This window comes from Agrobacterium burrii, from assembly GCF_017313405.1.
Taxonomy (GTDB): Bacteria; Pseudomonadota; Alphaproteobacteria; order Rhizobiales; family Rhizobiaceae; genus Agrobacterium; species Agrobacterium burrii.
The window spans coordinates 318,312-342,424 of sequence record NZ_JAFLNA010000005.1 but is presented as its reverse complement, the minus strand read 5'-3'; the positions used below and the strand labels follow the sequence as shown (position 1 = coordinate 342,424).

Below are 24,113 nucleotides of genomic sequence, written 5' to 3'. Positions count from 1 at the left end.
CCGCGGGTGCGAACGCCTTCCATCTTGTTGTTGCCAAGTGGCCTTTACTTGTCGAAGCCGACCTTGTCGACCAGCTCGCTCGCCTGCTTGCGGTGCGAGACGATTTCCGTCAACGGCTTGTTGTCGATCTTCAGGGTGCCGAAGGAGGCGACGATCTCGTTGAGAGCCGCACCCTGCTTGACCGGATATTCGTAGTTGGCTTCAGCATAGATCTTCTGGGCTTCGTCAGAGACGAGATATTCCAGAAGCTTGACGGCTTCAGCCTTGTTCGGAGCGTTCTTGGCCACAGCCGCGCCCGAGATGTTGACCTGCGTGCCGCCATTCTTGAACGTCGGCAGAACCACCTTGATGGCGTCGCCCCACTTCACCTGCTCTTCGCCGCCCTTGCCCGAGCGCATCAGGCCGACGTAATAGGAGTTGGCGATACCGATATCGCAAATGCCGCCGAGGATGTCCTTGGCAACGTCACGGTCGCCGCCGCCTGCCTTGCGGGCCAGATTGTCCTTGACGCCGGCAAGCCACTTTTCAGTGTCGGCTGCGCCATAATGGGCGATGTAGTCGGCGAACAGTGCTGTGTTGTAAGGGTGCTGGCCGGCGCGAATGCAGACCTTGCCCTTCCACTTTGCGTCGGCGAGATCTTCATAGTTGAAGGATGCGAGATCGACATCCTTCGCCGCATAAAGAACGCGGGCGCGCATGGAAAGCGCGAACCAGTGACCCTTGGCGTCGCGAAGTTCAGCCGGGACAGCCTTGGTCAGGGTTTCGGATTCGACCGCCTGGGTAACGCCCTTTTCAGCGAGATCAACGAGATTGCCGGCATCAACCGTCATCAGGACGTCAGCAGGCGAGCTTGCGCCCTCGCTCAGAACGCGCTCAGCCAGACCGTCCTTCAGGAACACGGTGTTGACCTTGACGCCGCTCGACGCGGTGAAGGATTCCAGCAGGGGCTGGATCAGGCCCGGCTCTCTGGTGGTGTAGATGTTGAGTTCCGCAGCGCTGACCGAACCGGCTGCAAAAGCAACGGTGCTGGCAAGCAGAGCAAGTTTGGCAAATTTCGTCATGGTCGTCTCCCTCTTCGATTGCAGGCAATATAGAGGGAGCAAACATCATACATGATGGATCAAATCAAGTTTTATTTAGCCGTTTTCAGGCGGGATTTGATCACCAAGAGTTGAAAATAGAGCGGAAATAAACATGCAAATCCGCTCATTCAACTTCAAGTAAATATCAGGACGCCCTTGGGATCGATGCCGAAACGCACGGCACTCGTTTTGGCGCGCGTGCGCTGCATCGTCCTGACACGCAGGTCTCCCGGCAGGCCTGGCACGGCGATGCCGAGTTGCTCGATCTCGCCGAGGAAAACGCGGCTCGATATTTCACCCGCGATCCCCTCTTTCGCCGTGCTGTCCTCGATGATCGAAATTGCGTTGGGGCGCACGTAGGCGACGGCGGCAAGACCTTCCGGCAGGTCGGAAGCGTCGCCCAGAGGCCCAAGCGGCGTTTCAACGCGCCCCTGCCTCACCCGGCCTTCGATCTTGTTGAAGGCGCAGAAAAAATCGGCGGCATAGCGGCTTTTGGGATGGTCGTGGATTTCGTAACCCGTGCCGCTCTGCACGATACGCCCGCGCTGCATCAGCACCACACGGTCGCCTGCGGACAGCGCCTCTTCCGGATCATGGGTGACCATGATCGCCGTCGTGCCCAGTTGCCGCAACAGACCCAGCGTCTCCTCGCGCACATTGTCGCGCAATCCCCTGTCCAGATTGGAAAAAGGTTCGTCCATCAACAAAAGGCCGGGCTGCGGCGCAAGCGCGCGGGCAAGCGCCACACGCTGCTGCTCGCCGCCCGAAAGCGTATGCGGGTAACGTTTTGCAAGCTCCTGCAGATGAACATGTTCAATCATCTCGGCGGCGCGGCGGCGGGCTTCCGTCTTTGGAAGGGCTCTGAGGCCGAACATCACATTCTGCTCGACGGTGAGATGCGGGAACAGCGCATAGTCCTGAAAGACAAAACCGATATTGCGTTTTTCCGGCTCAACGAAAGCAGTCGAACCGGCAACGACCGCACCATTCAAAGAAACGCTGCCATGGTCTGGCGTCTCCACACCCGCAACGATGCGCAGCAAGGTCGATTTTCCACAGCCCGACCGACCAACCAGACAAATAATTTCGCCGCGTTCGACGGACAGGTCGATATCGGACAAGACCTCCGTATCACCGAATCTTTTCCCAATCGATTTCAGTTCAAGCGCTGCGCTGCCTGCCATGTCCAATCCTGCCCTGCTTTGCGAATTATGTTGATCGCTCAAATCAGGATTAAAGTCAAAAAATCGCACATAACCCCTTTCCATTCACGAGGGCGCGAGATGTGCGGCAGCAATATTGACGTTTACGTTAGAGTTAAATAGGCTTTACCGATATGATGGACGTCAGGGGATTCCGCGTCTATCATTCGTCACCGGGGAGCGGGAGGAGCGGTCGATCCGGTGGCGCACATGTGGTTCCTTCTATCTCGCCGATATGCGGCTGGTTGCGGGAGCTTCATGATCATCACGAAGCCTAAAGCGCCCTTGATGCATTCCACCGAATGCACGGCGCGAAAAAGACTCTGGGAGGAGAAGCATGAGTGAATTGTCCCTGGGACAGCCGGAAAATGTCAGCGTAGAAAAGCGTTGGCTGTCGTCCTATCCGCCGGGCGTCCCTTCCGAGATCCCCGTATCGGCCAACGCCTCGCTTGTAGACCTTCTTGAAAAGAGCTGCGTAAAATTTGCCGACCGCAAAGCCTTTTCCAGCATGGGGAAATCGCTGACCTACCGGGAGCTGGACGCTCAAACCCGCGCCGTGGCCGCCTGGCTGCAATCCAGAGGGCTGGAAAAGGGCGATCGGGTTGCGGTGATGATGCCGAACATCCTGCAAAATCCCGTCGCGGTTTACGGAATCCTGCGGGCGGGCATGATCGTGGTCAACGTCAATCCGCTCTACACACCGCGCGAACTGGAACACCAGCTGAAGGACTCCGGCGCAAAGGCGCTGTTCGTGCTGGAAAACTTCGCCCATGTGGCGCAGCAGGCGGTGCCGAAAACCGCCGTGCGGCATGTCGTCGTCGCAGCCATGGGTGATCTTCTCGGCTTCAAGGGACATATCGTCAATCTTGTCGTTCGCAAGGTGAAGAAGCTCGTGCCCGCCTATGCGATCCCCGGCTCGATCAGCTTCAAGGCGGTGTTGAAGGAAGGCCAGGGATTTTCCCTGAAGTCCGTCGGCCTCACGGCTCAGGATATCGCCTTCCTGCAATATACCGGCGGTACGACGGGCGTCTCCAAAGGCGCGATCCTTACCCACGCCAATCTTCTGGCCAACAAGGCGCAGATCAGCCTGTGGCTGGACGCCGCCTTCAGCAGCCGCAACGATCGTCCCGAGGTTCTCAACTTCATCTGCGCGCTGCCGCTATGCCACATTTTCGCGCTGACGGTGAATTCGCTGATGGGTATCGCGCTCGGCGGCCACAATCTGCTGATCGCCAACCCGCGCGATATTCCCGGCTTCGTCAAAGAACTGTCGCATTATCAGCCGCATATTTTTCCGGGCATCAACACGCTTTTCAACGCGCTGATGAACAATGAGGATTTCCGCAAGCTCGACCTGTCGTCGCTCATCCTCGTTCTCGGTGGCGGCATGGCCGTGCAAAGACCGGTCGCGGAACGCTGGCTTTCCGTGGTGGGCTGCCCGATTGCGGAAGGCTACGGTCTCTCCGAAACATCGCCAGTGGCGACGGTCAATCGCCTCGATTCCCAGGAGTTTAGCGGCACAATCGGCCTGCCGCTTTCATCGACGGAGATCGACATTCGCGACGACGATGGCAACAGCTTGCCTATGGGTGAAGTTGGCGAGATTTGCATTCGCGGCCCGCAGGTCATGGCCGGTTATTGGCAACGGCCGGATGAAACCGCAAAAGCCATGACCGCCGACGGCTTCTTCCGCTCCGGCGACATGGGGTTCATGGACGAGCGCGGTTACACCAAGATCGTCGACCGGAAGAAGGACATGATCCTCGTCTCCGGTTTCAACGTCTATCCAAACGAAGTGGAGGAAGTGGCGGCCAGCCATCCGGGCGTGCTGGAATGCGCCGCAATCGGTGTTCCGGACGAACATTCCGGCGAAACCGTCAAGCTTTTCGTCGTCAAGAAGGATCAGTCGCTGACGGAAGCGGAACTCAAGGCCTTCTGCGCCAAGAACCTGACAAACTACAAACGGCCAAAGATCATCGAGTTCCGCACCGAGCTGCCGAAATCCAATGTCGGCAAGATTTTGCGGCGCGAATTGCGCAATCTGAACTGAGCGCTTGAAGCGAATGACGAGAGCCGGGCGACCGGCTCTTTTCTTTTATGCCCGCCCTTTTCTTTATCAAAGTCGCCTTGATTTGGCCGCCTGAAAAAGAATAGTTTCCTCATCCTTCCACGGAAGCCGAGGAGCACATGATGCAGGCCACCATCGAAAAACTCAAAGCAACGGCAAGCAGCACAGCCGCAACCGATCTTCGCGCCGCGTTTGCGGCCGACGACAAGAGATTCAGCCGTTTCAGCGCCAAATTCGATGACCTGCTGATGGATTATTCCAAATGCGCCGTCAACGAGGAGATCGTGACGCTTCTCGAACAGCTGGCCCGCGACGGCGGCGTCGAGGCCAAGCGCGAGGAGATGTTCTCCGGCAAGGAGATCAACTTCACCGAAGGCCGCGCGGTTCTCCACACCGCCCTGCGCAACCGTTCCAACCTCCCCGTTCTGGTTGACGGCAAGGATGTGATGCCTGACGTGAACGGCGTTCTGGCCGCCATGGGCAAGTTTGCCGATGCAATCCGTTCCGGCTCCCTGAAAGGTGCTACCGGCAAGAAGATTACCGACGTCGTCAATATCGGCATTGGCGGCTCCGATCTCGGCCCCGTCATGGTGACGCTGGCGCTTGCGCCTTTCCATGACGGTCCTCGGGCACATTTCGTTTCCAACATCGACGGCGCACATATTGCCGATACGCTGAAGCTGCTCGACCCGGAAACCTCGCTCTTCATCGTCGCATCGAAGACCTTCACCACCATCGAAACGATGACGAATGCCGCCACCGCGCGCCGCTTCATCGCCGAGAAGCTGGGTGAAGAGGCCGTAAAGCACCACTTCGCCGCCGTTTCCACCGCGCTGGACAAAGTCGCCGCCTTCGGTATCGAAAGCGACCGCATCTTCGGTTTCTGGGACTGGGTGGGTGGTCGTTATTCGATCTGGTCGGCAATCGGCCTGCCGTTGATGATCGCCATCGGGCCGGACAATTTCGGCAAGTTCCTGGATGGCGCGCATGCGATGGACAAGCATTTCCGCGAGGCGCCAATCCGCGAAAACCTGCCGATGCTGCTCGGTCTCATCGGGTTTTATCACCGCAACGTGCTGAATTATTCGACACGGGCGATCCTGCCCTATGACCAGCGGCTGTCGCGTTTCCCCGCCTATCTGCAGCAGCTCGACATGGAATCGAACGGCAAGGGTGTTACCATCGACGGCACGCCGGTCGAAGGCCATTCCGGCCCGGTTGTCTGGGGCGAACCCGGCACCAACGGCCAACACGCCTTCTACCAGCTGATCCATCAGGGCACGAGCGTCATTCCGGCGGAATTCATGATCGCCGCCAATGGTTTTGAACCTGAATTGCGCCACCAGCATCAGCTTCTCATCGCCAATTGCCTGGCGCAATCGGAAGCCCTGATGAAGGGCCGCACGCTGGCCGAAGCCAAGGAGCAGCTCACCTCCAAGGGCATGGACGACAAAAAGGCCGATTTCATCGCGCCGCACCGCGTCTTCACGGGCAACCGCCCCTCCATCACCTTCGTCTACGACACACTGACGCCTTTCGCGCTTGGCCGCCTGATCGCGCTTTATGAGCACCGCGTCTTTGTGGAAGGCGTGCTGTTCCGCATCAACTCCTTCGACCAGTGGGGTGTGGAACTCGGCAAGGAACTGGCGACCGGCTTGCTGCCCGTCGTCGAAGGCAAGGAAAGCGCTGCCGGCCATGACAGCTCGACGCAGGGTCTGGTAAAGGTGCTGGCCGGTCTGGCGGGGTAAAATCCCCGCACACTTGATCTCAGGAAAGCCGGAAGGACACTTCCGGCTTTTTTAATGCGGCGGCTTCAAATATAAAGCGCCGCCATCTTGCGCCACGCACCCGCCCGGTGGGCGCGCCCCTCCCAGACATGCATCTGATGGCCCACCTGCTTGTCGGATAGAACCCGGCTCAGATGATGGTTGTTGTCCAGAAACGGGTCTGCATCGCCGATGGTGAACACCATGTCGATGCGGCGCAGGTGTTCGAGCCGCCGCGGGCAGGCAAGTCCCGGCAGGAAATGGCTTGGCATGTGGAAATAGACGTCATCGTCGTAATAGCCGTCGAACAGGTCGCCGAAGGACTCCACCTTCATCGTCAGGTCGTAACGGCCGGAAAAGGCGACGAGTTTGCGAAACAGATGCGGGTGGCGAAAAACGAGACTGGCGGCCTGAAACGCACCGAGGCTGCAGCCATGAACGATGGTATCGGTATGGGAATTTTTCTCGGCCATCAGCGGCAGTACCTCGCTGAGAATATAGTCTTCGAAGGCGGCATGACGGCGGATGCGGTCGGCCGGGTGATGATGGGCCGCATAAAAGGTCTCTGTGGCCAGCCCCTCAATGCAATAAAGCTGGAGATGGCCTGCCTCCAGCTTGTCGGCCAGACTACCGACAAGCCCCAGTTCTTCATATTCGAAAAAACGCCCGTCCCGGGTGGGAAACATCAGCACCTTGGCGCCGGCATGACCGAATATCAGGAGCTCCATGTCGCGATGGAGCCTGTGACTAAACCAACGGAGATATTCGCGTTTCATGGCACCTTGAAAAACCGTCTGACCTTGTCCTTATGGACCGCATCTTGCGATGCGCTGTCAGGGTAATCGAAATGCCCGGCGTCGAGGATGAAGATTTCATTAAATTTTGAGTGCGGCAGCGCATTGGCCACTGCGAACTGGCAGGGCGGGGCCACCGATGGATCGAAAAGTGCCGGCGCAACCAGCATCGGCACTTTTATGCGGGCGGCGGCACAGGCGGCATCGAAGAAACGCAAGGTTTCGAGGACATTCGGATGGGCCTTCTGGTATGACTGAACCGAATTCGCACTGCCAACGGTGGGCAATGTCAGCCAGAACGGCCTATGCCCGAATGTCGGCACCACCAGATGGCCGCGGTCGATGCGCTCATCAAATGGTATCGCCAGCGCTCCGATGCCGCCGCCGAAACTGATGCCGCTATACCCCACCTGCCCTTCCAGCCAGGGGTAAAGGCTCACGAGCGTCGAAACGGCAACCCACAGATCATCGACACAACCGCCGATGATGTAATCGTCTTTCCTGTCGATATTGTAGAGAACATGAAGCGCCGATTCCGAAGAAATCGGCGGACAGGCGCTTAGCGAGAGCCCGCGAAAACAAAGAAACAGCACGGCCGTTTCTTCCACCGGCACTTCGAAATCAGGCTCGGAGCGCCCACCATAACCATGGCCGACGACGAGGCCGCGGCGCACCTGGCCTTCGCGCGGCAAAAGCATCCAGCCACCGATGCGGAAACCGCCGGTGGAGGTGTAGGTGACATCAAGCACATGCCAGCGCGGATGGCTGAGCCTGCTTTTGCGCAGCACCGGCCGCGGATCCGTGGCGAGCGCGCGACGATAACGCTTCTGCCAGAAGTCATCAAAACCCGGTGGCGCTTCGGGCGGGGTGATGGCCAGCAACTGTTCGCGCTGCATGCCGTAGCTTGGGTCGAAATCGAAAGGATGGATATTGGGAACACTCATGCGACGCATGTTTCGCGAAAAACCGGCGGACACAAGGTTTTTGATCTTCGAATACCGGTTTTTTAGGGTATTGATCGCGCGCACAGCGGCTGTGCCGAAAATGCCCCGCCTCAAACAGCGACATCCTGACCTTCGGGCAAGGTCCAAAGCTGTGGGTCCGCATTGATTGCGGCTACAACCGCCAAAGCTCTTTCGCGGCATCCGGGCGTTTCACCAAGGGCCATATGTTCGGCCTCGATTCCCACCAGATAATCGGCGACTTCAGCGGCAGCGATACCTCTGCGCAATTGGCCTGCGGCCGCAATCAGGTAGTTGTCGTATTCATCCGCAAAACACAGGTTGCCGGCGTCGTTCCAGCTTTCTCCCGCCGGCATAAGTCCAATTGGGTCCCACACGGACCAACCAATATCCCGCAACCGCGAAAGCCTGATCCTGGGTGGTGGGGTCAACGGAGCCATAGTCTCATCCGCGGCGATGCAAATTGGGACGAGAATACGCCCCCGTCCTCAGAACCACAATATTCCGGACGCAGATCAAGCGTTAGACAGCCATGCTCAAAGCCCGATTTCATGCGCAAAAGGCGGATTTGCGCCAGCCCGCGAGACAGTGACCGCAGCGGCTTTTGCACCCAACGCCAAAGCCTTCCTGATCTGCTCTTCATTGAGCGCGGCAACCTGCGCCTTGGTCAGAAGGCCCTGCATTTTCAGCGAGGCGAGAATGCCGGCGTCGAAAGTATCACCGGCACCGACGGTATCAACGACTTCGACCCGTTCGGAGGCCACTTCCACCTTGAGATTGGCAGTATAACCCACAGCCCCCTTGGCACCCCGGGTGACGACGACCAGTTTCGCGCCATGATGCAGCCAGTGGCGGGCGAGCGTATCCTCATCGCCTTCCAGACCGAACCAAGCGAGGTCCTCATCCGAGAACTTCACAATATCCGACATGGCGGCCATACGGCGGATGCGGGCCATATGCGACTGCTTGTCCTTGATGAAACCGGGGCGGATATTCGGGTCGAGCGAGATGACGCGGCTTTCATGCTCGCGCGTCATCAGCGCCTCATAGGTGCTGCCGCAGGGTTCGGGAATGAGGCTGATCGCGCCGAAATGCAGCGCCTCGCAATCGGCACCCAATGCCGGAAGCTCCGCCTCGGTGATCATCCGGCCGGCGGTATTCTCGTCATAAAAAGCGTAGGTGGCATGGCCATCGATCAACTTGACGAAAGCGATGGTGGTCGGCCGCGACAGCGTTGCGCAATAGCTGAAATCGACATGGCTTGCCCGCAGGGTTTCCCGCAGGATATCGCCCATCATGTCATCGGAAAGACCCGTAAAGAAAGCGGAAGGGACGCCGAGACGCCCCAGCGCAATTGCCGTGTTGAAGACCGCTCCGCCTGCATAGGGGGCAAAACCCGCCTCACCCAGCGTCGTCTGCCGGGGCAGCATGTCAATCAGGGCTTCACCACAACACAGGATCATTACGGTCCTCCTCAAAACAGCAAATCAAATGAACTTAAATCGATTTAGACGAAGATCGATCGGAAGGCCAGCCACAAGCCGACTGGCCGCATCCGAAATCACGATTGCGGCAATTCGCTGACGCCGCCGTGCTTCGCCGACCACGGCAGCGGGTTGTCGAGGAAGGCTTCAACCCCCGACAGCGTCTTTTCATCGAACAGTTTTTCAGCCCGTGCGACAGCCAGAACATCGCGCCAGGTCGTCAGATAGTGCAGCTTGACATTGCCATTGGCGAAGCGCGCTTCGGCCTCTTCAAAGATGCCGTAATAAAACAGTGCAATGCCGTGATCGACAATGCCACCCGCCGCGCGAATGGCGTCGATGAAGGTGAACATTGAGCCGCCGGCCGTCGTCAGATCTTCAATGACGAGAACGCGGGCGCCTTCCGGCATGTGGCCTTCGATCTGGGCGTTGCGGCCGTGGCCTTTCGGCTTCTTGCGGCAATAGATCATCGGCAGGCCAAGGCGCTCAGCAAGGAAAGCGGCAAAGGGAATGCCCGCCGTTTCACCACCGGCGACACAGTCGAATTTCTCGAAGCCGGCCTCGCGCATGACAGCCGCCGCCGCGAAATCCATCGCCGCCGAGCGGATGCGCGGGAACGAGATGAGCTTGCGCATGTCGATATAAACAGGGCTCTTCATGCCCGAAGCGAAGGTATAGGGGCTTTCGGAATTGAAGTGGACCGCCTTGATTTCCCACAACATCTTCGCAACCAGTTCCGCGACGACGGTGCGGTCGGTGAATGTGAAATGGTTCATGGGCGTTCTCCTTTTCGGCCTTGGTTTATCGCTCCGAAAACCGGGGCTGGTTTTCGGAAGCACAACATCTCGGTTCAGCATTGCAAGCATCCTCGGGCGGCACCGGAATTTATGGGCGGATGCCAGAGGACCATAACAAAACCGCCGGCAATGCCGGCGGTTTTCAATAAATCAACTTACGTCCCAATGGAGCGGGAACATCGGGTCGAATACGGTCACCGGCCCGGCGCCCGTCTCGATCTTTTCGGGGAAGGAAACCGCTTCCTCACGTTTCACCAGCGTGATCGTCTCCTCATTCGGCGCGAGCCCATACCAAGCGGGACCGTTGAGCGAGGCGAAGGCTTCCAGTTTGTCGAGGGCATTTTCGTCCTCGAAGACATGGGCAAGGCAGCTCATGGTGTTGATGGAGGTATAGATACCGGCGCAGCCGCAGGCGCATTCCTTCAGCGGATCGACATGCGGGGCGGAATCCGTGCCGAGAAAGAAGCGCGCATCGCCCGAAGTCGCGGCTGCACGCAGCGCCAGTCGGTGCTCCTCGCGCTTGGCGACCGGCAGGCAATAATAATGCGGCTTGATACCGCCGACCAGAATGGCGTTGCGGTTGATGATGAGATGGTGGGTGGTGATGGAACCGGCCAGATTGGCCTTGGACGACTTGATGTAGTCCACGCCGTCGCTGGTGGTGATGTGCTCCATCGTCACCTTCAGTTCCGGCAGGCGCTGGCGCAGGGGCTCCAGAACCGTATCGATGAAGACCTTCTCGCGGTCGAAAATATCGACCTCCGGCGTCGTCACCTCGCCATGCACGCAGAGCGGCAGGCCGATCTTCGCCATGCGTTCCAGCACCGGCATCGCCTTGTTGAAATCGCGCACGCCACCGTGAGAATTGGTGGTCGCACCCGCCGGATAGAGCTTCACGGCGGTGATGAGGCCGCTTTTTTTGCCCTCTTCCACATCGTCGGCAACAGTATCCTCAGTGAGGTATAGGGTCATCAGCGGCTCGAAACGATCACCCGCCGGGATCGCCTTGACGATGCGTTCGCGATAGGCGCGGGCATCGGCGGTGGTGACGACCGGCGGCACCAGGTTCGGCATGATGATGGCGCGGGCGAAATGACGGCTCGTATCCCCGATCACCCCTTCCAGCATGGCGCCATCACGCAGATGCAGGTGCCAGTCATCAGGGCGGCGCAGGGCGAGCGACTTCATCGGGATACCTCGGAGCATGATGGAATTGCGCCCGCTTAGCATCTTTTGTCGCGGGAAAACAGCCGCCAGAGGTCATCGGGCGGCTGTAAATATCATTTTTTTGAAGCCTGCCTCAGATGCCGCCCGCTTCAGGACCCCATACATCCGTCATCGCGAACCCGTCCGCAAAGGGGTCGAAGGGATCGAGACCGACCTGATGAAGGCCGAAGGTAAAGCCACGCCCGGCAATGGTGGGAATGACGGCTGGACGGCCCGCCACCTCGGTGACGGCGGAGAGGCCGACGTCGAATTCCGAACCGATAATCGAACGGGATTTATATTCGTCTCCCACCTTCACCTTGCCGCGCGCATAAAGCGTGGCGAGATTAGCGGAATTGCCGGTGCCACAGGGGGAGCGATCCGCCCTGCCCGGCCACATGGTGGTGCAGGTACGGATCGAACCATCGGCATCCACATCGCGGAACATCACATAGGCAACGCCTGATATGGCGGGGATTTCCGGATGAACGACCGTCATTTCACGGTTGACGAGGTCCTTCAGAGTCATGCCGGCGGCAACGAGTTTCGCGGCATTGGCCTTCTCGATGGTGAGGCCGATCTGGCGAACATCGACCAGCGCGTAAAAAATACCGCCATAGGAAATATCCATCGTTACCTTGCCCCATTCGGGGGTGTCGATGCTGACATCCAGCTCATGCACGAAGGACGGCACCATGGTCAGCTTGACCTTTTCGCAGCGCCCGTCGCGGCAGGTGGCCGTGGCCTTCACCAGACCGGCCGCCGTTTCCAGAATGATGACGGTTTCCGGTTCCTTCATCTCCACCATGCCGCTTTCCAGCAGAGCTGTGGTGGCGCAGATGGAATTGGAGCCGGAGCTGGCATGCGCCTGATCCGGCTGGAGAATGACGAAAGCGGCATGTGCATCCGGATGCTTCGGCGGCAGGAGAAGGTTGACCGAGCCCATTGGCGTGCCGCGCGGCTCCAGCGTCAGGAAGCGGCGCAGCGCCTCCCCCTGCGGGTCCGTATTCATCCAGTGAAGTTGCTCAGCGACGGTGTTGCCGGGAATTTTCGGTGCGCCACCAGTGACGACACGGCCGATTTCGCCTTCGCAATGGACATCGAGAAGCTGAAGGGTGCGTTTCCAACGCATGGGGTCTTACTCCGGAAGTTGGGTGTTGACGCGACCATACAGATAAAAATACAAGCTGTATACAAATCTGCGGGAGCGTAATGACAAAAACGCTTAGCGTTTTCGTCGCCCTCGCACGCATCGTAGTTTATCGGTTCCGGCACTCTGTCCGATTGCGATTGGCGGCGGCATCGCAATTCACTCTCGAACTCTGAACCGTCTGATCATCCACCACGGAGCCGGCGGTATCGCCCACCGATCCGACGGTATTTTCGACGGAGCGGCCAAGCCGCTCGACCTGCCTGCCGTAATTTTCCCGCGTGCGCGGATCGAAGACCGCAATCGGTGCGCTGACCACCACGCTGGCTGCCGTTCCGACGGTTTGCGCAGCACCGATGCTGACCGCTCCCAGCGCCTCACCCAGACCGACATCGGAATCCGTCACCGTCTGGCCGGCGATGAGGCGGTCGCCGATCAGGCGCACGACCTCGGGGCTTTCGGCGAATTTACCGTGGTTCAGGCGGTCGCCGGATTGCAGCTTGGTCAGATCGAGAACGGTGATGCCGGCCTTTTCCAGCTGGCTACGATAGGGCTCGACGGAGGGATCGATCTGGCCGAGACGATCGACATTGCCGGAAATGCGGCGCGACAGGCTAAGCGCGCGGTCATCCTGCGACACGAAAAGGGTGAATTTCGGTGGCGTCTTGCCGAGACTTGTGAACTGCCGGCTGAACACGTCCACATCGAGATCCGGCGCGGCCAGAATGACATTGCTGATCTTCGGATCGACGCGACCGTTGCGGATGGCCATCTGGCGCAACGCTTCCACTGCAAGCCAGGTGCCCATGGAATGCGCCATGACGGTGACCTCGCCGATGGACTTGTCCTTGGCCAGACGCGTCAGCATCTCTTCCAGCGCATCGCGGGAGTAGTTGGTGCTTTCCTTGTCGTAATTATAATCGAAAATGCTGGCTCGCGACGGCCAGGTGAACACCACTGGCACGACATCCGTGCCGGAATCATGGACGATCTGGGCGAAACGGTAGACGGAATCCTCGTAACGATTATTGAAACCATGCACGAAGACCAGCACGCGGCGGTCCTTCTGGATATGTTTGTTGATCCAGCTTTTCGTCTCCGCTTCGGAGCGAATGGGCTCCACCGCCACCGTGGTGAAGTCCTTCAGCGGGTTTGGCGGCAGCTTCTTCGGCCATTGCACCTGCCCGACCTTGCGGTTGGCGGCGGGCGGAATGGAAACCGTTACCGCATCGACCTTCAAACCGGTCCCACGCTCCCCGCCGAAAAGCACGGCGGCGTTTTCCGAAGGTGCGCGCGTGGTGGCGACCAGAAGGTTCACCGATGAAGTTCCCGCCACCGTCTGCCCGGTCGGCGTCATGACCCCGATGGGACGCCCGCCGCAACCGGCGAGCAGGGCGACAATCGCAATTACGGCCACGAAGCGAATGGGCATCACATCACTCTCCTACAACCCAGAGGCAGCCGGATAACAGCCAGGGGGAGAGAATTTTCTACCGGAGGCGGAACTGCCGCGCCAGCAACCAAAGCGGAGCAGCGGACACTTTCCGCCCCGGTGTGTCCAAACAGACCCAATTGCCGGCCGACAGGCCGGAAACTCGACGGCCGGCAAGAGCGCGGGACCTATTACTGCGGCAGCATCGTTCCTCTTTCCCGAAGCGCATTGTGCCAGGACAGCGCCTCCTCGATGAGATGCGGCGTGTGCCCGCCCCGTGCCGCCGCCCGCTGGTAATAATCCGTCAACGCATCGCGATAGCTGGGATGCACGCAATTTTCGATGACCACCGTCGCCCGCTCACGCGGAGCCAGCCCGCGTAGATCGGCCAGACCGATTTCGGTGACGAGAATATCCACATCGTGTTCGGTATGATCGACATGACTGACCATCGGCACAACGCTGGAAATCGCCCCGCCCTTGGCGATCGACTTGGTGACGAAGATCGACATATAGGCGTTGCGGGCGAAATCCCCCGAGCCGCCAATGCCGTTCATCATGTGCGTTCCGCCGACATGGGTGGAATTGACGTTGCCATAAATATCGAATTCCAGCGCCGTGTTGATGCCGATGATGCCGAGGCGGCGGATGACTTCCGGGTGGTTGCTGACCTCCTGCGGGCGAAGGATCAGCCGGCTCTTGTAGTCGGCCAGCCGTGGCATGACCCGTTCGTTCATGGCGGAGGAGAGTGTGATCGACGAACCGGAGGCGAAGGTGAGCTTTCCGGCATCGAAAAGCTCGAAGGTCGAATCCTGCAGGACTTCCGAATACATTTTGAGATCGTGAAACGGCGTATCGATGAAACCATGCATCACCGCATTGGCAATGGTGCCAATGCCGGCCTGGAGCGGCTGGAGTTCGTGGGTCATACGGCCATGACGAACCTCGTTCAGCAGGAATTCGGTGAGATGGCCGGCAATCGCCTTGGTTTCGTCATCCGGCGGCAGCACTGTCGAAAAGCTGTCGCTCTTGTCGCTCAGCACGATGGCAGCGATCTTTTCCGGCGGCACCGGAATGAATGGCAGGCCGACACGGCTATCCGTCGCCACGACGGGGATGGGCATGCGGGTCGGGCGTTTGGCGGGAATGAAGATGTCGTGCAATCCCTCCAGCACTTCGGGCTGCGACAGGTTGATCTCAACGATGACCTTATCGGCCAGAATGGCGAAGCTCGCGGAATTGCCGACCGAGGTGGTGGGGACGATGCCGCCTTCCGCCGTGATTGCCACGGCCTCGACAATGGCGACGTCAACGCCGTGAATCTGGTCGCCTCGCAGTTGTTCGACTGTTTCGGAAAGATGCTGATCGATGAACATCACCCTCCCGTCATTGATCGCCTTGCGCAAAGCCGGATCGGACTGGAAAGGCATGCGGCGCGCCAGCATGCCGGCCTCGACCATGGTCTTATCGAGATCGTTGCCGAGGGAAGCGCCGGTCATCAGGGTGATCTTCATGGGATGCGACTTGGCGCGTTCGGCGAGCGCCAGCGGCACCGCCTTGGCTTCGCCGGCGCGCGTGAAGCCGCTCATGCCGACAGTCATGCCATCCTGAATGAGACTGGCGGCCTCTTCAGCGCTGACGATCCGGTTCAAGAGGGACGCGTTGCGGATACGCTTTTCAAGCATGCACTTCTCCATGATCTGCACTCACGATGGCACGTCATCAAGCTGGCCACCTCTTGGGCGACTATGGCGTGCAGTTTCATCGATGAAACTGACATAGATCAAGGGCGCGGCCGGGACTACGGCCTTAGTCCATCAATCTTGCGCAACAAACCGCAAGTGGTGCATCGGCGCTACAGGCTGCGGGGTCTTCGCGACATCGCAGCCTCGCCAATCGGCGAGCCTTCCGCAGCATCGTATCGGCGGCGAAACAGGATGAGGCGGGCGACCGCCCCGTCCTGTCGCCAAAAATCCCTCGCGATCAGGGGCCTTCGCAGATGGGTGCCTGACCAAGCACAACCTGCCCCACTTCGGCATCATAGGCGCGCAGGCCGAATGTACCCGTTGTGATGACCCGGTAACAGGGGTTGCCACCCGTCCACAGCGGATCGAGAACGTCGATATCGGTGATGAAACGGTGGGCGCAGGCCTGACCCGAGCTGTAGGCTATGCCGTCGGCTGTCGTGCCGGCCATAGGCACATGGATATGGCCAAAGATGATATGACGCACACCGGCCGGGTGAGCCGCGAGGCGGCGCATGATGGCGCCATCATCATGCATGCCGATATGTTCGAAATGGCGGATGCCGCAATCCATCGGCGGGTGGTGGATGAACACCGTGACCGGCAGTTCGCCCGCGCTTTCCAGCGCGCTCTCCAACCATGCCAGACGATCCGCGCCATACCTGCCGCCGATGACATCGGCTTCGTGGCTGTCGAGAAACAGCAGGCGGCCGAATTCGGTATCGATGAATGACTGGATATAGCCATTGTCGTCGCGCGGCTGTTCCGGGAAAGCTGCAACGAATTCCGGACGACGGTCGTGATTGCCGAGCATCAGCCGCACGGGGACGGAGACGGGTGCGAGGATGCCGCGCAGCAGCTCATAGGCTTCCGGCTCGCCGTAATTGCAAAGATCGCCCGTCATGACAAGAAGATCGGCGTCGGCGTGTTTTTCAACAATATCGGCCACTGCAGCGCGCAGCTGCTTTTCCGGGTCGACGCCGTTTACGGCAATGCCGGGCGGCACGAGATGGGTGTCGGTGATCTGGATGATCTTCATTGTCAGTCTTTCTGCGCAAAATGGCTGCGGGAACGGATTTCCCCGCAGCCTCTTTCAGGGGGCTTATTTCAGCAGGGCGTTTGTCTGTTCGACAACCTGCTTGAGACCGGCTTCCGGCGTCACCTCACCGCGCATGACGGTGCCGATGATGTCGCGCTGGGTGCGCCAGATACGAACGGAATCGCCACCCGGATAACCGGCCCAGGGAAGCGAACGGTCAGCCTGCAGCGAAGCGGTCTTCACATTCGGGTTCTCGACATAATAGGGAGCGAGGAAGTCCGGACCCGTTGCCAGCTTGTTGGTGGGCAGGTAACCGGTGATGCGAACGATGGTGTTCTGCGCTTCCGGACCGGTGATCCACTTCAGGTATTTCCAGGCAGCATCCTGCTTGGCTTTTTCCTGCGTCAGGATAACGGCAGAGTTGCCGCCGGTCGGCACGCCGCCCTTTTCCTTGTTGTCGAGCGGGAAGGTCGCCGTCTTCAGCTTGAAGCGGTCGCCAACCAGACCCTGGATCGTCTGAACGTGGGCCGGGGTAGAGAAGATGAAGCCGGTGAGGCCTGCACCGAACTGCTGGCGGGACTGATCCCAGTCGAGCAGGTTCTGGCCACCTTCGGTAACGAACTGGCGAGCCATCTTCAGGGCGTTGAGGCCGATCTCATTGTCGAAGGCAACGGTCTTGGTCTTTTCGTCAACGAGCTTGCCGCCCTGTTCGAACACCAGCGCCTGCCACAACCAGTCATCCGGCCAGCCGTTGATGTCGTAGCTCATGCCGGCAAACTTGGCATCGAGAGCCTTGATCTTCTTGGCGAGAGCGATGAGCTCCGGGAAGGTGGTCGGCATCTTGTCCGGGTCGCCACCAGCCTTGGTGACGAGGTCGGCGTTGATGTAGATGATCGGCGAGGAAGCGTTGACCGGCAGGCCGTACTGCTTGCCGTCGATCTGGCCGAGAGCGGCCATCTTCGGGCTGTAGTTCTTGTCGAGGAAAGCCTGACCGCCTTCAGCCTGAATGAACGGGCCGAGATCGGTGATCTGGTTGCGCGGTGCGAGCGTGTGAACCAGTTCCGCCGTCAGGTTGTAACCCGAGAAATAAACATCCGGCAGATTGCCCGTGACGGCGGAGCGCAGAACCTGCTGCTGACCTTCGTTGTAACCGGCAGCCGGGGCAAGGAAGTTGATCTTCACGTCCGGGTTCTTCTTCATGAATTCATCGGCCAGCGGCTGATGGAACTTGGTGAAGCCCGGCAGGTTGTAGAGAACGTTCAGCGTGATTTCATTGGCCAGAGCCGGCTGTGCAAGGCCTGCAAAAGCCATGCCGAGGGCCAGACCGCTTACCACAGCGCGTCGGTTGAGTTTCATATCAGTCTCCAGAAAGGTTGGGAGGAGGAGTGTGAACGGCGTCACTTGACGCCGGTCATGGTAATACCGGCGATGAAGTGCCGCCGTGCGAGGAGGAAGCACAGCACCATCGGCGCGGTAATCAGTGTGGCGCCCGCCATCAGCGCGCCGTAGTTCGCGCCGGATTCAACATCGGCAAAGAACATCATGCCAAGCGGCGGCGGGGCGAGATTGGTGTCGGAGACCACGATCATCGGCCAATAAAGGTCGTTCCAGTGGGCAACGAGCGAGAAGACCGAGAAAGCGGCAAGCGAAGGCAGCGAGCCACGCAGGACGAGCCCCCAGCAAATTTCCATTTCCGAAAAACCATCCATGCGTGCCGCCTCGATGATTTCATCCGGGTAGCTGCGGAAGGACTGGTTGAACAGGAAGATGGCGAAGACCGAGAGAAAGAACGGCATCATCATCGCGAAATAGGTGTTGAGGAGCTGGGTTTTCGCCAGCCCGACGAAAAGCGGCAGCGCCAGCGCCTGAATGGGAACGCAGAGCGCCGCGATGACGAGGCCCAGGAGCAGCTTGCGGCCCGGAAACCTGAGCTTCGCCAGTGCATAGGCCGCCGGAACCGAGGTCAGCACCTGAACAATGAGGATGCCGACGCAAACGATGACGCCGTTCAGCATGAAGCGCGCCATCGGCACCTGACCCGCCGCCCGGGCATAGTTTTCCACCGCGTCGAATTTTTCGGGGATCGGCCAGAGCGAGACGTTGAATATTTCCGCCGGTGAGCGGATCGACGTCAGCATCATCCAGTAGAACGGCAGGAGCATCACGAATGCGCCGAGCGCCAGCACCAGATGCGGGAAATATTTGCGGAGAGCGGCCATCAGTAATGCACCTTCCGGTCCATATGCAGCGTCTGGCCTATCGACAGGACCAGCACGATTGCGAGGAAGATAATGGTCAGCGCCGCCGCATACCCGGTGTTGGAATATTCGAAACCCTCAAGATAAAGATCGAACAGCAGGGTTTCCGAACCGAAACGGCCCTTGGTCAGCACAGCCACCGTCTCGAAGACCTTGAAGGCCGAGATGGATGTGGTGACCACCACGAACATGGTCGTTGGCCCAAGCATCGGCCATGTCACCGTCAGGAACCGGTCTATGGGGTTTTTCGCGCCGTCAAGCCGCGCCGCCTCGTGCAGATCCTTCGAAATGGCGGTGAGGCCGGCAAGGAACAGCACCATGTTGAAGCCCAGAACCTGCCAGATGCCGATCAGCGCCATGGTGGGAATGAGGAGGACGGGATTGGAAAGGAAGGCGACGGGTTCGAAACCCAGCCATTTGATCGCCGCATTCACCGGGCCAAGCGAAGGGTGCAGCAGGAATTGCCACACGGTCGCCATGGCGACGAGGGTTGCAGTAACGGGAAGGAAATAGGCGACTTCCCAGAAGGCACGGCTGCGCTTGCGATTATAGACGAGCAGGGCCACGCCAAGCGCCAGAAACACGCCGAAGGGGATGACGATGACCGCGTAGATGGCCGTGTTTGTCAGAGCGCGCAGGAAAACCGGGTCCTGAAATGCTTTTACAAAGTTGTCGAGGCCGACGAAACGCGTGGAGAGCGCGCCGAGCTGGTAATCCGTGACGGAAAAACCGGCGAGAACCAGCATCGGAACAATATAGATGGTCAGAAGCAGCAGGCTTGCGGGGGCGGCAAACATCAAGCCGCGCCAGATCATCCGCCGGTCCGTCTTCGACAGGCTCGGACGGGATTTGGCACGCACGGTCGTGGAAGCATCAACAACCGTCATGCCGGCACCCGTTCACGCACCGTCGTCTTGCGGCGCAAGCCATCGGCGGCGAAAAGATGAGCGCGTTCCGGCGCAAAACCGAGGTTCAGCACACCATGCGCATCGGCCTCCAGCGCCTCACCGGCACCCTGACGCAGGGTGATGGCGACCGTCTCGTCGCTGAGAAGACGGCAGCTGACGAAGCGATCCGCCCCATGGGTTTCGCTGCGGACCACCCGCACGGCAAAACCTTCGGCACCCGGACGCAGATCTTCGGCGCGCAGGCCGAGGGTGGCCGGGCCAGCGTCGCGACCTGCGGTGTCGATGCCCAGATCACGACCGAAAGCGGCGATCTTGCCGAGCGTATCGATTTCGACCGGCAGCAGGTTGATCGACGGCGTACCGATGAAGCGAGCGACGGTCAGCGTTGCAGGCTTGCGGTAAAGCTCATCCGGCGTACCGAGCTGCTCGATGCGGCCTTCCGACATCAACGCGATGCGGTCGGACATGGTCATGGCTTCGATCTGGTCGTGGGTGACGTAGATAAAGGTCGCACCCAGCCGCCGATGCAGCCCGGCAAGTTCCTCACGCATATGGGCGCGAAGCTTGGCATCGAGGTTGGAAAGCGGCTCGTCCATCAGGAATGCAGCAGGCGAACGCACCAGCGCCCGGGCAAGCGCCACGCGTTGACGCTGACCACCGGAAAGCTGCGCCGGTCTGCGCTCCAGCAAATGCGCGATCTGCAGGGTCTCAGCCGCCTGTTCGACAGCGGTACCGATCTCGCGGAGCGTTTCAGCCGGTGCTACCAGCCGTCCGATCAGCGGCAGGCGAGCGGCGAAAGGCAGACGCCGCATGCGCAGCGGCGTCGCAATATTCTGGCGGACATTCATATGGGGGTAAAGCGCGTAGGACTGGAACACCATTGCCAGATTGCGGTCGCTCGGATCGATCTCCGTCACGTCCTGCCCGCCGATCGAGACCGAACCGCGATCCGGCGTTTCCAGCCCCGCGATGATGCGCAGCAGCGTGGACTTGCCGCAGCCAGACATGCCGACGAGGGACAAAAACTCTCCGGGACGGATGGAGAGATCGATCTCTTTCAGAACATCGTCAGCCCCGAAGCCTTTGCCGATTCCTGAAAGCTCAAGTGATTGTGGCGTCATTCTGCGCTCCTTTTCTGAAGCGCATATGCTTATATTGTATGACAATATGACGAAGGTTTGGGGAAAGTTCGGTGACATCAAAAAGCCCGGCAAACCCGGGTCGCTGCCAAGCCTTGCAGTATAGGCTTTCACTAAAACCACTAATATTTAGGGGTTTATTCCCAAATATCCGAATTCGTAGATTATCCGGCTGAAAACCAGCTTCGCCGCGCCCGTGTGCCCGGCGTTTAAACCGTGGCGAGAATCACATGTGCCTGAATTTTGGCGGCGACCTCGCCGCTGCCATGCCGTGCTTTGATTGCAGATGCGGCGCAGTTTGTCGCAACGTCCAGTTGTCCCGGCGCTCTGGCTTCTATTTCAGTGCGAAGAACAGTTCCGTGACAATAGGCCATGGCCGGAATACGCGATGACGAGGCGCGGCTTTGCGCCGCTATCGTCTCGATCACCACCCGAGAAAAACCGGCATTTTCCAACTCGCGACGTATCAAGGCCGTATCGTGATAACCATGGGGAGTGCGGACCATGAAACGCGGCGGATCGTCGGGAAACATCTCCGCAAGGGCGTTCGTCACGTCATTCGCCAGATGATTCTCCTCAATGCGGTCCCACACGTTAAATAAATAATGTCCGCCGGGCTTCAGCACTCTCATCGCTTCGCGGTAGGCGGAAAGGCGGTCGGTGAAAAACATCGCGCCGAACTGGCAGAAGACGAGATCGAAAGCCGCGTTTTCAAATGGCAACGCCTGAGCATCGACCTGCCGCCAATGAATGCGGTTGTCGGCCGGCTGTCGCGCCGCGGCAAAATCAAGCATCGGCTGGTTAAGGTCTGTAACGACATAGTTTGCGGCGGGGGGCAATCTGGGCGCCAGTTCGCGGGTGACAACCCCGGTACCGGCAGCGACTTCCAAAATATCGATTGGCATCAATGCCGCCGCCCGCCGCGCCAGATCACGGGCGAACGGCTCGAAAATCAATGGCACCATATAGCGGTCGTAGTTTTCCGGGATAGAGCCGGTAAATACCTTGTCCGTTTCCAACATGGCTTTCACCTGAGGTCATCTAGCGACCTGCGACTTTAGCACATTTTCGGGAAATTCGGAATCTGCGAGCTTCTAAGACGGTGACGAAGATGCCGGTCCTGCGCCATGCGACAAAGTACCAGCGGGCACCGGGCGTATCATTATATTTTATGGGAAGAGAAATGGCGCACCCGAAGAGATTCGAACTCCTGACCCCCAGATTCGTAGTCTGGTGCTCTATCCAGCTGAGCTACGGGTGCGTGCCGTTCCGGTCGTTTCCGGTGGCGTGGCGATCCTCTAAAACGTCCTCATTCCGATTGCAAGCGATTTCGTTTCGAAATTGTCATTTTTCCGCAGCAATTCATTTATGTCATTGATTATAAATGAAATTCCATAGGGACCGTTTTTGAAGCGGCGCACACCGACCTTTTTCCAGCGAGCGCGCCGATGACTGAGACTCGTTGGCTCAGGGAGTTTTCAGGCGGTTCTGGCCGCCTGCACAGTGGCGGCGCGGTCAGTGATCTCAATGCGGAACTGCGTGCCTGGGCCGGGCTTCTCGACAAGCGCTATGGTGCCGCCATGGGCAAGCACCAGTTCGCGGGCGATGACGAGGCCGAGGCCGGTACCGCCGGAGCGGGCAGACCCGCGGAAAGCGGAAAACAGGTTCTCTTTTGCTTTACGCGGCATTCCCGGCCCGTTGTCGTCGATGACGATGCTGACGACACTGCCGGCCCTTTGAGCAGCAATGGACAGATGTCGTGGCGCGGCGTTTGTCGCATCCGATTGCAGGGCCTGAACGGCGTTGCGACAGAGATTGTGGATCACCCGGAACAGTTGCTCGCCATCCGCGTCGACGGTCAGATCGGTGGGCACGCTGTCGTGAAACTCGATGCCGCTTTCCGGCTCGAGCGCCAGAATATCGCGCACATCCCTGACCAGAAGGCATAAATGAACCGTCTTGCGTTTCGGCGCACCCTCCGTTGCCTGCCCATAGGCCAGAACTTCACCCGTATAGGCCACGGCGCGGTCGATGGTGCGCAGCAGTTTCGGGGCAAAACTGCGGACCATCGGGTCCTTGGCATCCACCAGACGGTCCGACATGAGCTGCGCGGAAGAGAGGATATTGCGCATGTCGTGGTTGATTTTCGAAACGGCGAGGCCGAGATCGACGAGGTTCTTCTGTTGACGCAGGGTTTTCTGCAGTTCCGTCTGCATGTCGGCGAGGTGACGTCCCGCAACCGACAGTTCGTCAGTTCCTTCTTCCGGCACGAAGATACGCTCCGGATTGCCCGGATCTTCCGAGAAATGCTGCATGCCAAGCGTCAGCCGGCGTATAGGCCGGATCATGATGCGGTTGATGGAGATAAAGATGAGGCCTGCCGTGACGAGTGACAGGACGATGGAGATCAGGAACACATTGCGGGCATAGGCGAGCATGGCCGCCCGCAGCTTGTTTTCACCGAGCACCAGTTCGATGATGGTGTCACTATCGCCGACGACGTCGAAAACGCGGATGACGCGGTTGCCGCCGAACAGCAATGTGGAAAACGCATCCCGCACCGCTGCCAGCTGCGAAACATCGGAAAGATCATATTGCTCGTCCACCCCGGGCGGCGTTTCCGCCACCGCGAGCAGGCGCGAGGTGCCGTCCTTGCGCAGCGCAATAAGCTTTGCCCCGGTTGCCATCAGCGTGTCGTTCTGCACGCTTCGTGGCAATTCGGCCTGCAAGCCGTCAATCACCGCGCCGGCGGCAGCCGCCGTATTCAGGCGGTCGCGCAGCCATGAAAGTCGCATATTGGCGACGGAAGGCACAAAGATCAGCACTTCGGCGATCATCACGAAAATGACCGTGAGCAACAGCAGGCGCCCCGAAAGACCAGCGGTCAACCCCGGCATGCAGTGCACGGGATTGTCCTCTGTGCGGTCCAAGCTGTCTACGCCTTTAGATAACACCTGGCCCTTATCCTATGCGCGCCGCCGCTTCGGTTGAACGGCTGGGTTTATATGCACGCATGATAATAGGACCTAACTGACATTTTTCCAATGCACTGCAAAATAAACGTTTTCATCGTCGAAAAAA

20 protein-coding genes and 1 tRNA gene are annotated in these 24,113 nt (G+C 59.2%); 2 read left to right on the top strand and 19 right to left on the bottom strand.

Annotated elements, in window-relative coordinates; translation table 11 throughout:
• Positions 1 to 44: 44 nt before the first annotated feature.
• Together JZX89_RS12510 and JZX89_RS12505 are read right to left on the bottom strand one after the other, a co-directional pair.
• Entirely contained in the window at positions 45 to 1,061 is a 1,017-nt protein-coding gene (locus tag JZX89_RS12510; protein WP_149898457.1) for an extracellular solute-binding protein, read from the bottom strand.
• 155 nt (positions 1,062 to 1,216) lie between these two features.
• Entirely contained in the window at positions 1,217 to 2,266 is a 1,050-nt protein-coding gene (locus tag JZX89_RS12505) for an ABC transporter ATP-binding protein (protein WP_207134206.1), read from the bottom strand.
• Between the two features lie 355 nt (positions 2,267 to 2,621).
• On the opposite strand from JZX89_RS12505, the gene JZX89_RS12500 reads away from it, so the two are divergent.
• Both JZX89_RS12500 and pgi read left to right on the top strand, forming a co-directional pair.
• Positions 2,622 to 4,334, top strand: a complete 1,713-nt coding sequence (locus JZX89_RS12500; RefSeq protein ID WP_149898455.1) for a long-chain fatty acid--CoA ligase — start codon at positions 2,622 to 2,624, stop codon at positions 4,332 to 4,334.
• A 140-nt stretch (positions 4,335 to 4,474) separates the two neighbouring features.
• Positions 4,475 to 6,100, top strand: a complete 1,626-nt coding sequence (gene pgi / locus JZX89_RS12495) for a glucose-6-phosphate isomerase (RefSeq protein ID WP_207134205.1) — start codon at positions 4,475 to 4,477, stop codon at positions 6,098 to 6,100.
• A gap of 65 nt (positions 6,101 to 6,165) precedes the next feature.
• Here the strand turns inward: pgi and JZX89_RS12490 are convergent, their stop codons facing one another.
• The 17 genes from JZX89_RS12490 to JZX89_RS12410 form a co-directional block, all read right to left on the bottom strand.
• On the bottom strand, positions 6,166 to 6,894 hold the full coding sequence (locus tag JZX89_RS12490; protein ID WP_153515163.1) for an esterase family protein: 729 nt from the start codon (positions 6,892 to 6,894) through the stop codon (positions 6,166 to 6,168).
• Positions 6,891 to 7,856 carry an acetylxylan esterase gene (locus JZX89_RS12485; protein WP_207134204.1) on the bottom strand — a complete coding sequence of 322 codons (966 nt, stop codon included), beginning with the start codon at positions 7,854 to 7,856 and terminating at the stop codon, positions 6,891 to 6,893. The genes JZX89_RS12490 and JZX89_RS12485 overlap by 4 nt, the downstream gene beginning before the upstream one ends.
• A gap of 110 nt (positions 7,857 to 7,966) precedes the next feature.
• On the bottom strand, positions 7,967 to 8,314 hold the full coding sequence (locus JZX89_RS12480) for a hypothetical protein (RefSeq protein ID WP_149898451.1): 348 nt from the start codon (positions 8,312 to 8,314) through the stop codon (positions 7,967 to 7,969).
• Positions 8,315 to 8,410: 96 nt separating this feature from the next.
• On the bottom strand, positions 8,411 to 9,337 hold the full coding sequence (locus JZX89_RS12475; RefSeq protein WP_149898450.1) for a carbohydrate kinase family protein: 927 nt from the start codon (positions 9,335 to 9,337) through the stop codon (positions 8,411 to 8,413).
• A 98-nt stretch (positions 9,338 to 9,435) separates the two neighbouring features.
• Positions 9,436 to 10,134: an orotate phosphoribosyltransferase gene (locus JZX89_RS12470; RefSeq protein ID WP_006310650.1), complete on the bottom strand. Its 699-nt coding sequence runs from the start codon at positions 10,132 to 10,134 to the stop codon at positions 9,436 to 9,438.
• A 171-nt stretch (positions 10,135 to 10,305) separates the two neighbouring features.
• On the bottom strand, positions 10,306 to 11,343 hold the full coding sequence (gene pyrC, locus JZX89_RS12465) for a dihydroorotase (RefSeq protein WP_207134203.1): 1,038 nt from the start codon (positions 11,341 to 11,343) through the stop codon (positions 10,306 to 10,308).
• A 112-nt stretch (positions 11,344 to 11,455) separates the two neighbouring features.
• Complete coding sequence (locus tag JZX89_RS12460) at positions 11,456 to 12,493, bottom strand: 4-hydroxyproline epimerase (protein ID WP_174374170.1); 1,038 nt, start codon at positions 12,491 to 12,493, stop codon at positions 11,456 to 11,458.
• A 127-nt stretch (positions 12,494 to 12,620) separates the two neighbouring features.
• Positions 12,621 to 13,943 carry an alpha/beta hydrolase gene (locus tag JZX89_RS12455; RefSeq protein WP_149898447.1) on the bottom strand — a complete coding sequence of 441 codons (1,323 nt, stop codon included), beginning with the start codon at positions 13,941 to 13,943 and terminating at the stop codon, positions 12,621 to 12,623.
• Positions 13,944 to 14,134: 191 nt separating this feature from the next.
• On the bottom strand, positions 14,135 to 15,628 hold the full coding sequence (gene scpC, locus JZX89_RS12450) for a succinyl-CoA:acetate CoA-transferase ScpC (protein WP_207134202.1): 1,494 nt from the start codon (positions 15,626 to 15,628) through the stop codon (positions 14,135 to 14,137).
• Between the two features lie 298 nt (positions 15,629 to 15,926).
• Positions 15,927 to 16,727 carry a phosphodiesterase gene (locus JZX89_RS12445; RefSeq protein ID WP_207134201.1) on the bottom strand — a complete coding sequence of 267 codons (801 nt, stop codon included), beginning with the start codon at positions 16,725 to 16,727 and terminating at the stop codon, positions 15,927 to 15,929.
• A 63-nt stretch (positions 16,728 to 16,790) separates the two neighbouring features.
• Positions 16,791 to 18,083 carry an ABC transporter substrate-binding protein gene (locus JZX89_RS12440; RefSeq protein WP_046799372.1) on the bottom strand — a complete coding sequence of 431 codons (1,293 nt, stop codon included), beginning with the start codon at positions 18,081 to 18,083 and terminating at the stop codon, positions 16,791 to 16,793.
• A 41-nt stretch (positions 18,084 to 18,124) separates the two neighbouring features.
• A complete protein-coding gene (locus JZX89_RS12435; protein WP_142840961.1) occupies positions 18,125 to 18,946 on the bottom strand; it encodes a carbohydrate ABC transporter permease in 822 nt (273 codons plus the stop codon).
• Positions 18,946 to 19,872, bottom strand: coding sequence for a carbohydrate ABC transporter permease (locus JZX89_RS12430; protein ID WP_207134200.1), 927 nt, complete (start codon positions 19,870 to 19,872; stop codon positions 18,946 to 18,948). The genes JZX89_RS12435 and JZX89_RS12430 overlap by 1 nt, the downstream gene beginning before the upstream one ends.
• Complete coding sequence (locus JZX89_RS12425; RefSeq protein WP_188355946.1) at positions 19,869 to 21,014, bottom strand: ABC transporter ATP-binding protein; 1,146 nt, start codon at positions 21,012 to 21,014, stop codon at positions 19,869 to 19,871. Before JZX89_RS12425 ends, JZX89_RS12430 begins: the two co-directional genes overlap by 4 nt.
• A 227-nt stretch (positions 21,015 to 21,241) precedes the next feature.
• On the bottom strand, positions 21,242 to 22,054 hold the full coding sequence (locus JZX89_RS12420; protein WP_207134199.1) for a class I SAM-dependent methyltransferase: 813 nt from the start codon (positions 22,052 to 22,054) through the stop codon (positions 21,242 to 21,244).
• 162 nt (positions 22,055 to 22,216) lie between these two features.
• Positions 22,217 to 22,293, bottom strand: a tRNA-Arg gene (locus JZX89_RS12415).
• A 217-nt stretch (positions 22,294 to 22,510) separates the two neighbouring features.
• Positions 22,511 to 23,929, bottom strand: a complete 1,419-nt coding sequence (locus JZX89_RS12410; RefSeq protein ID WP_207134235.1) for a sensor histidine kinase — start codon at positions 23,927 to 23,929, stop codon at positions 22,511 to 22,513.
• Between the last annotated feature and the right edge of the window lie 184 nt (positions 23,930 to 24,113).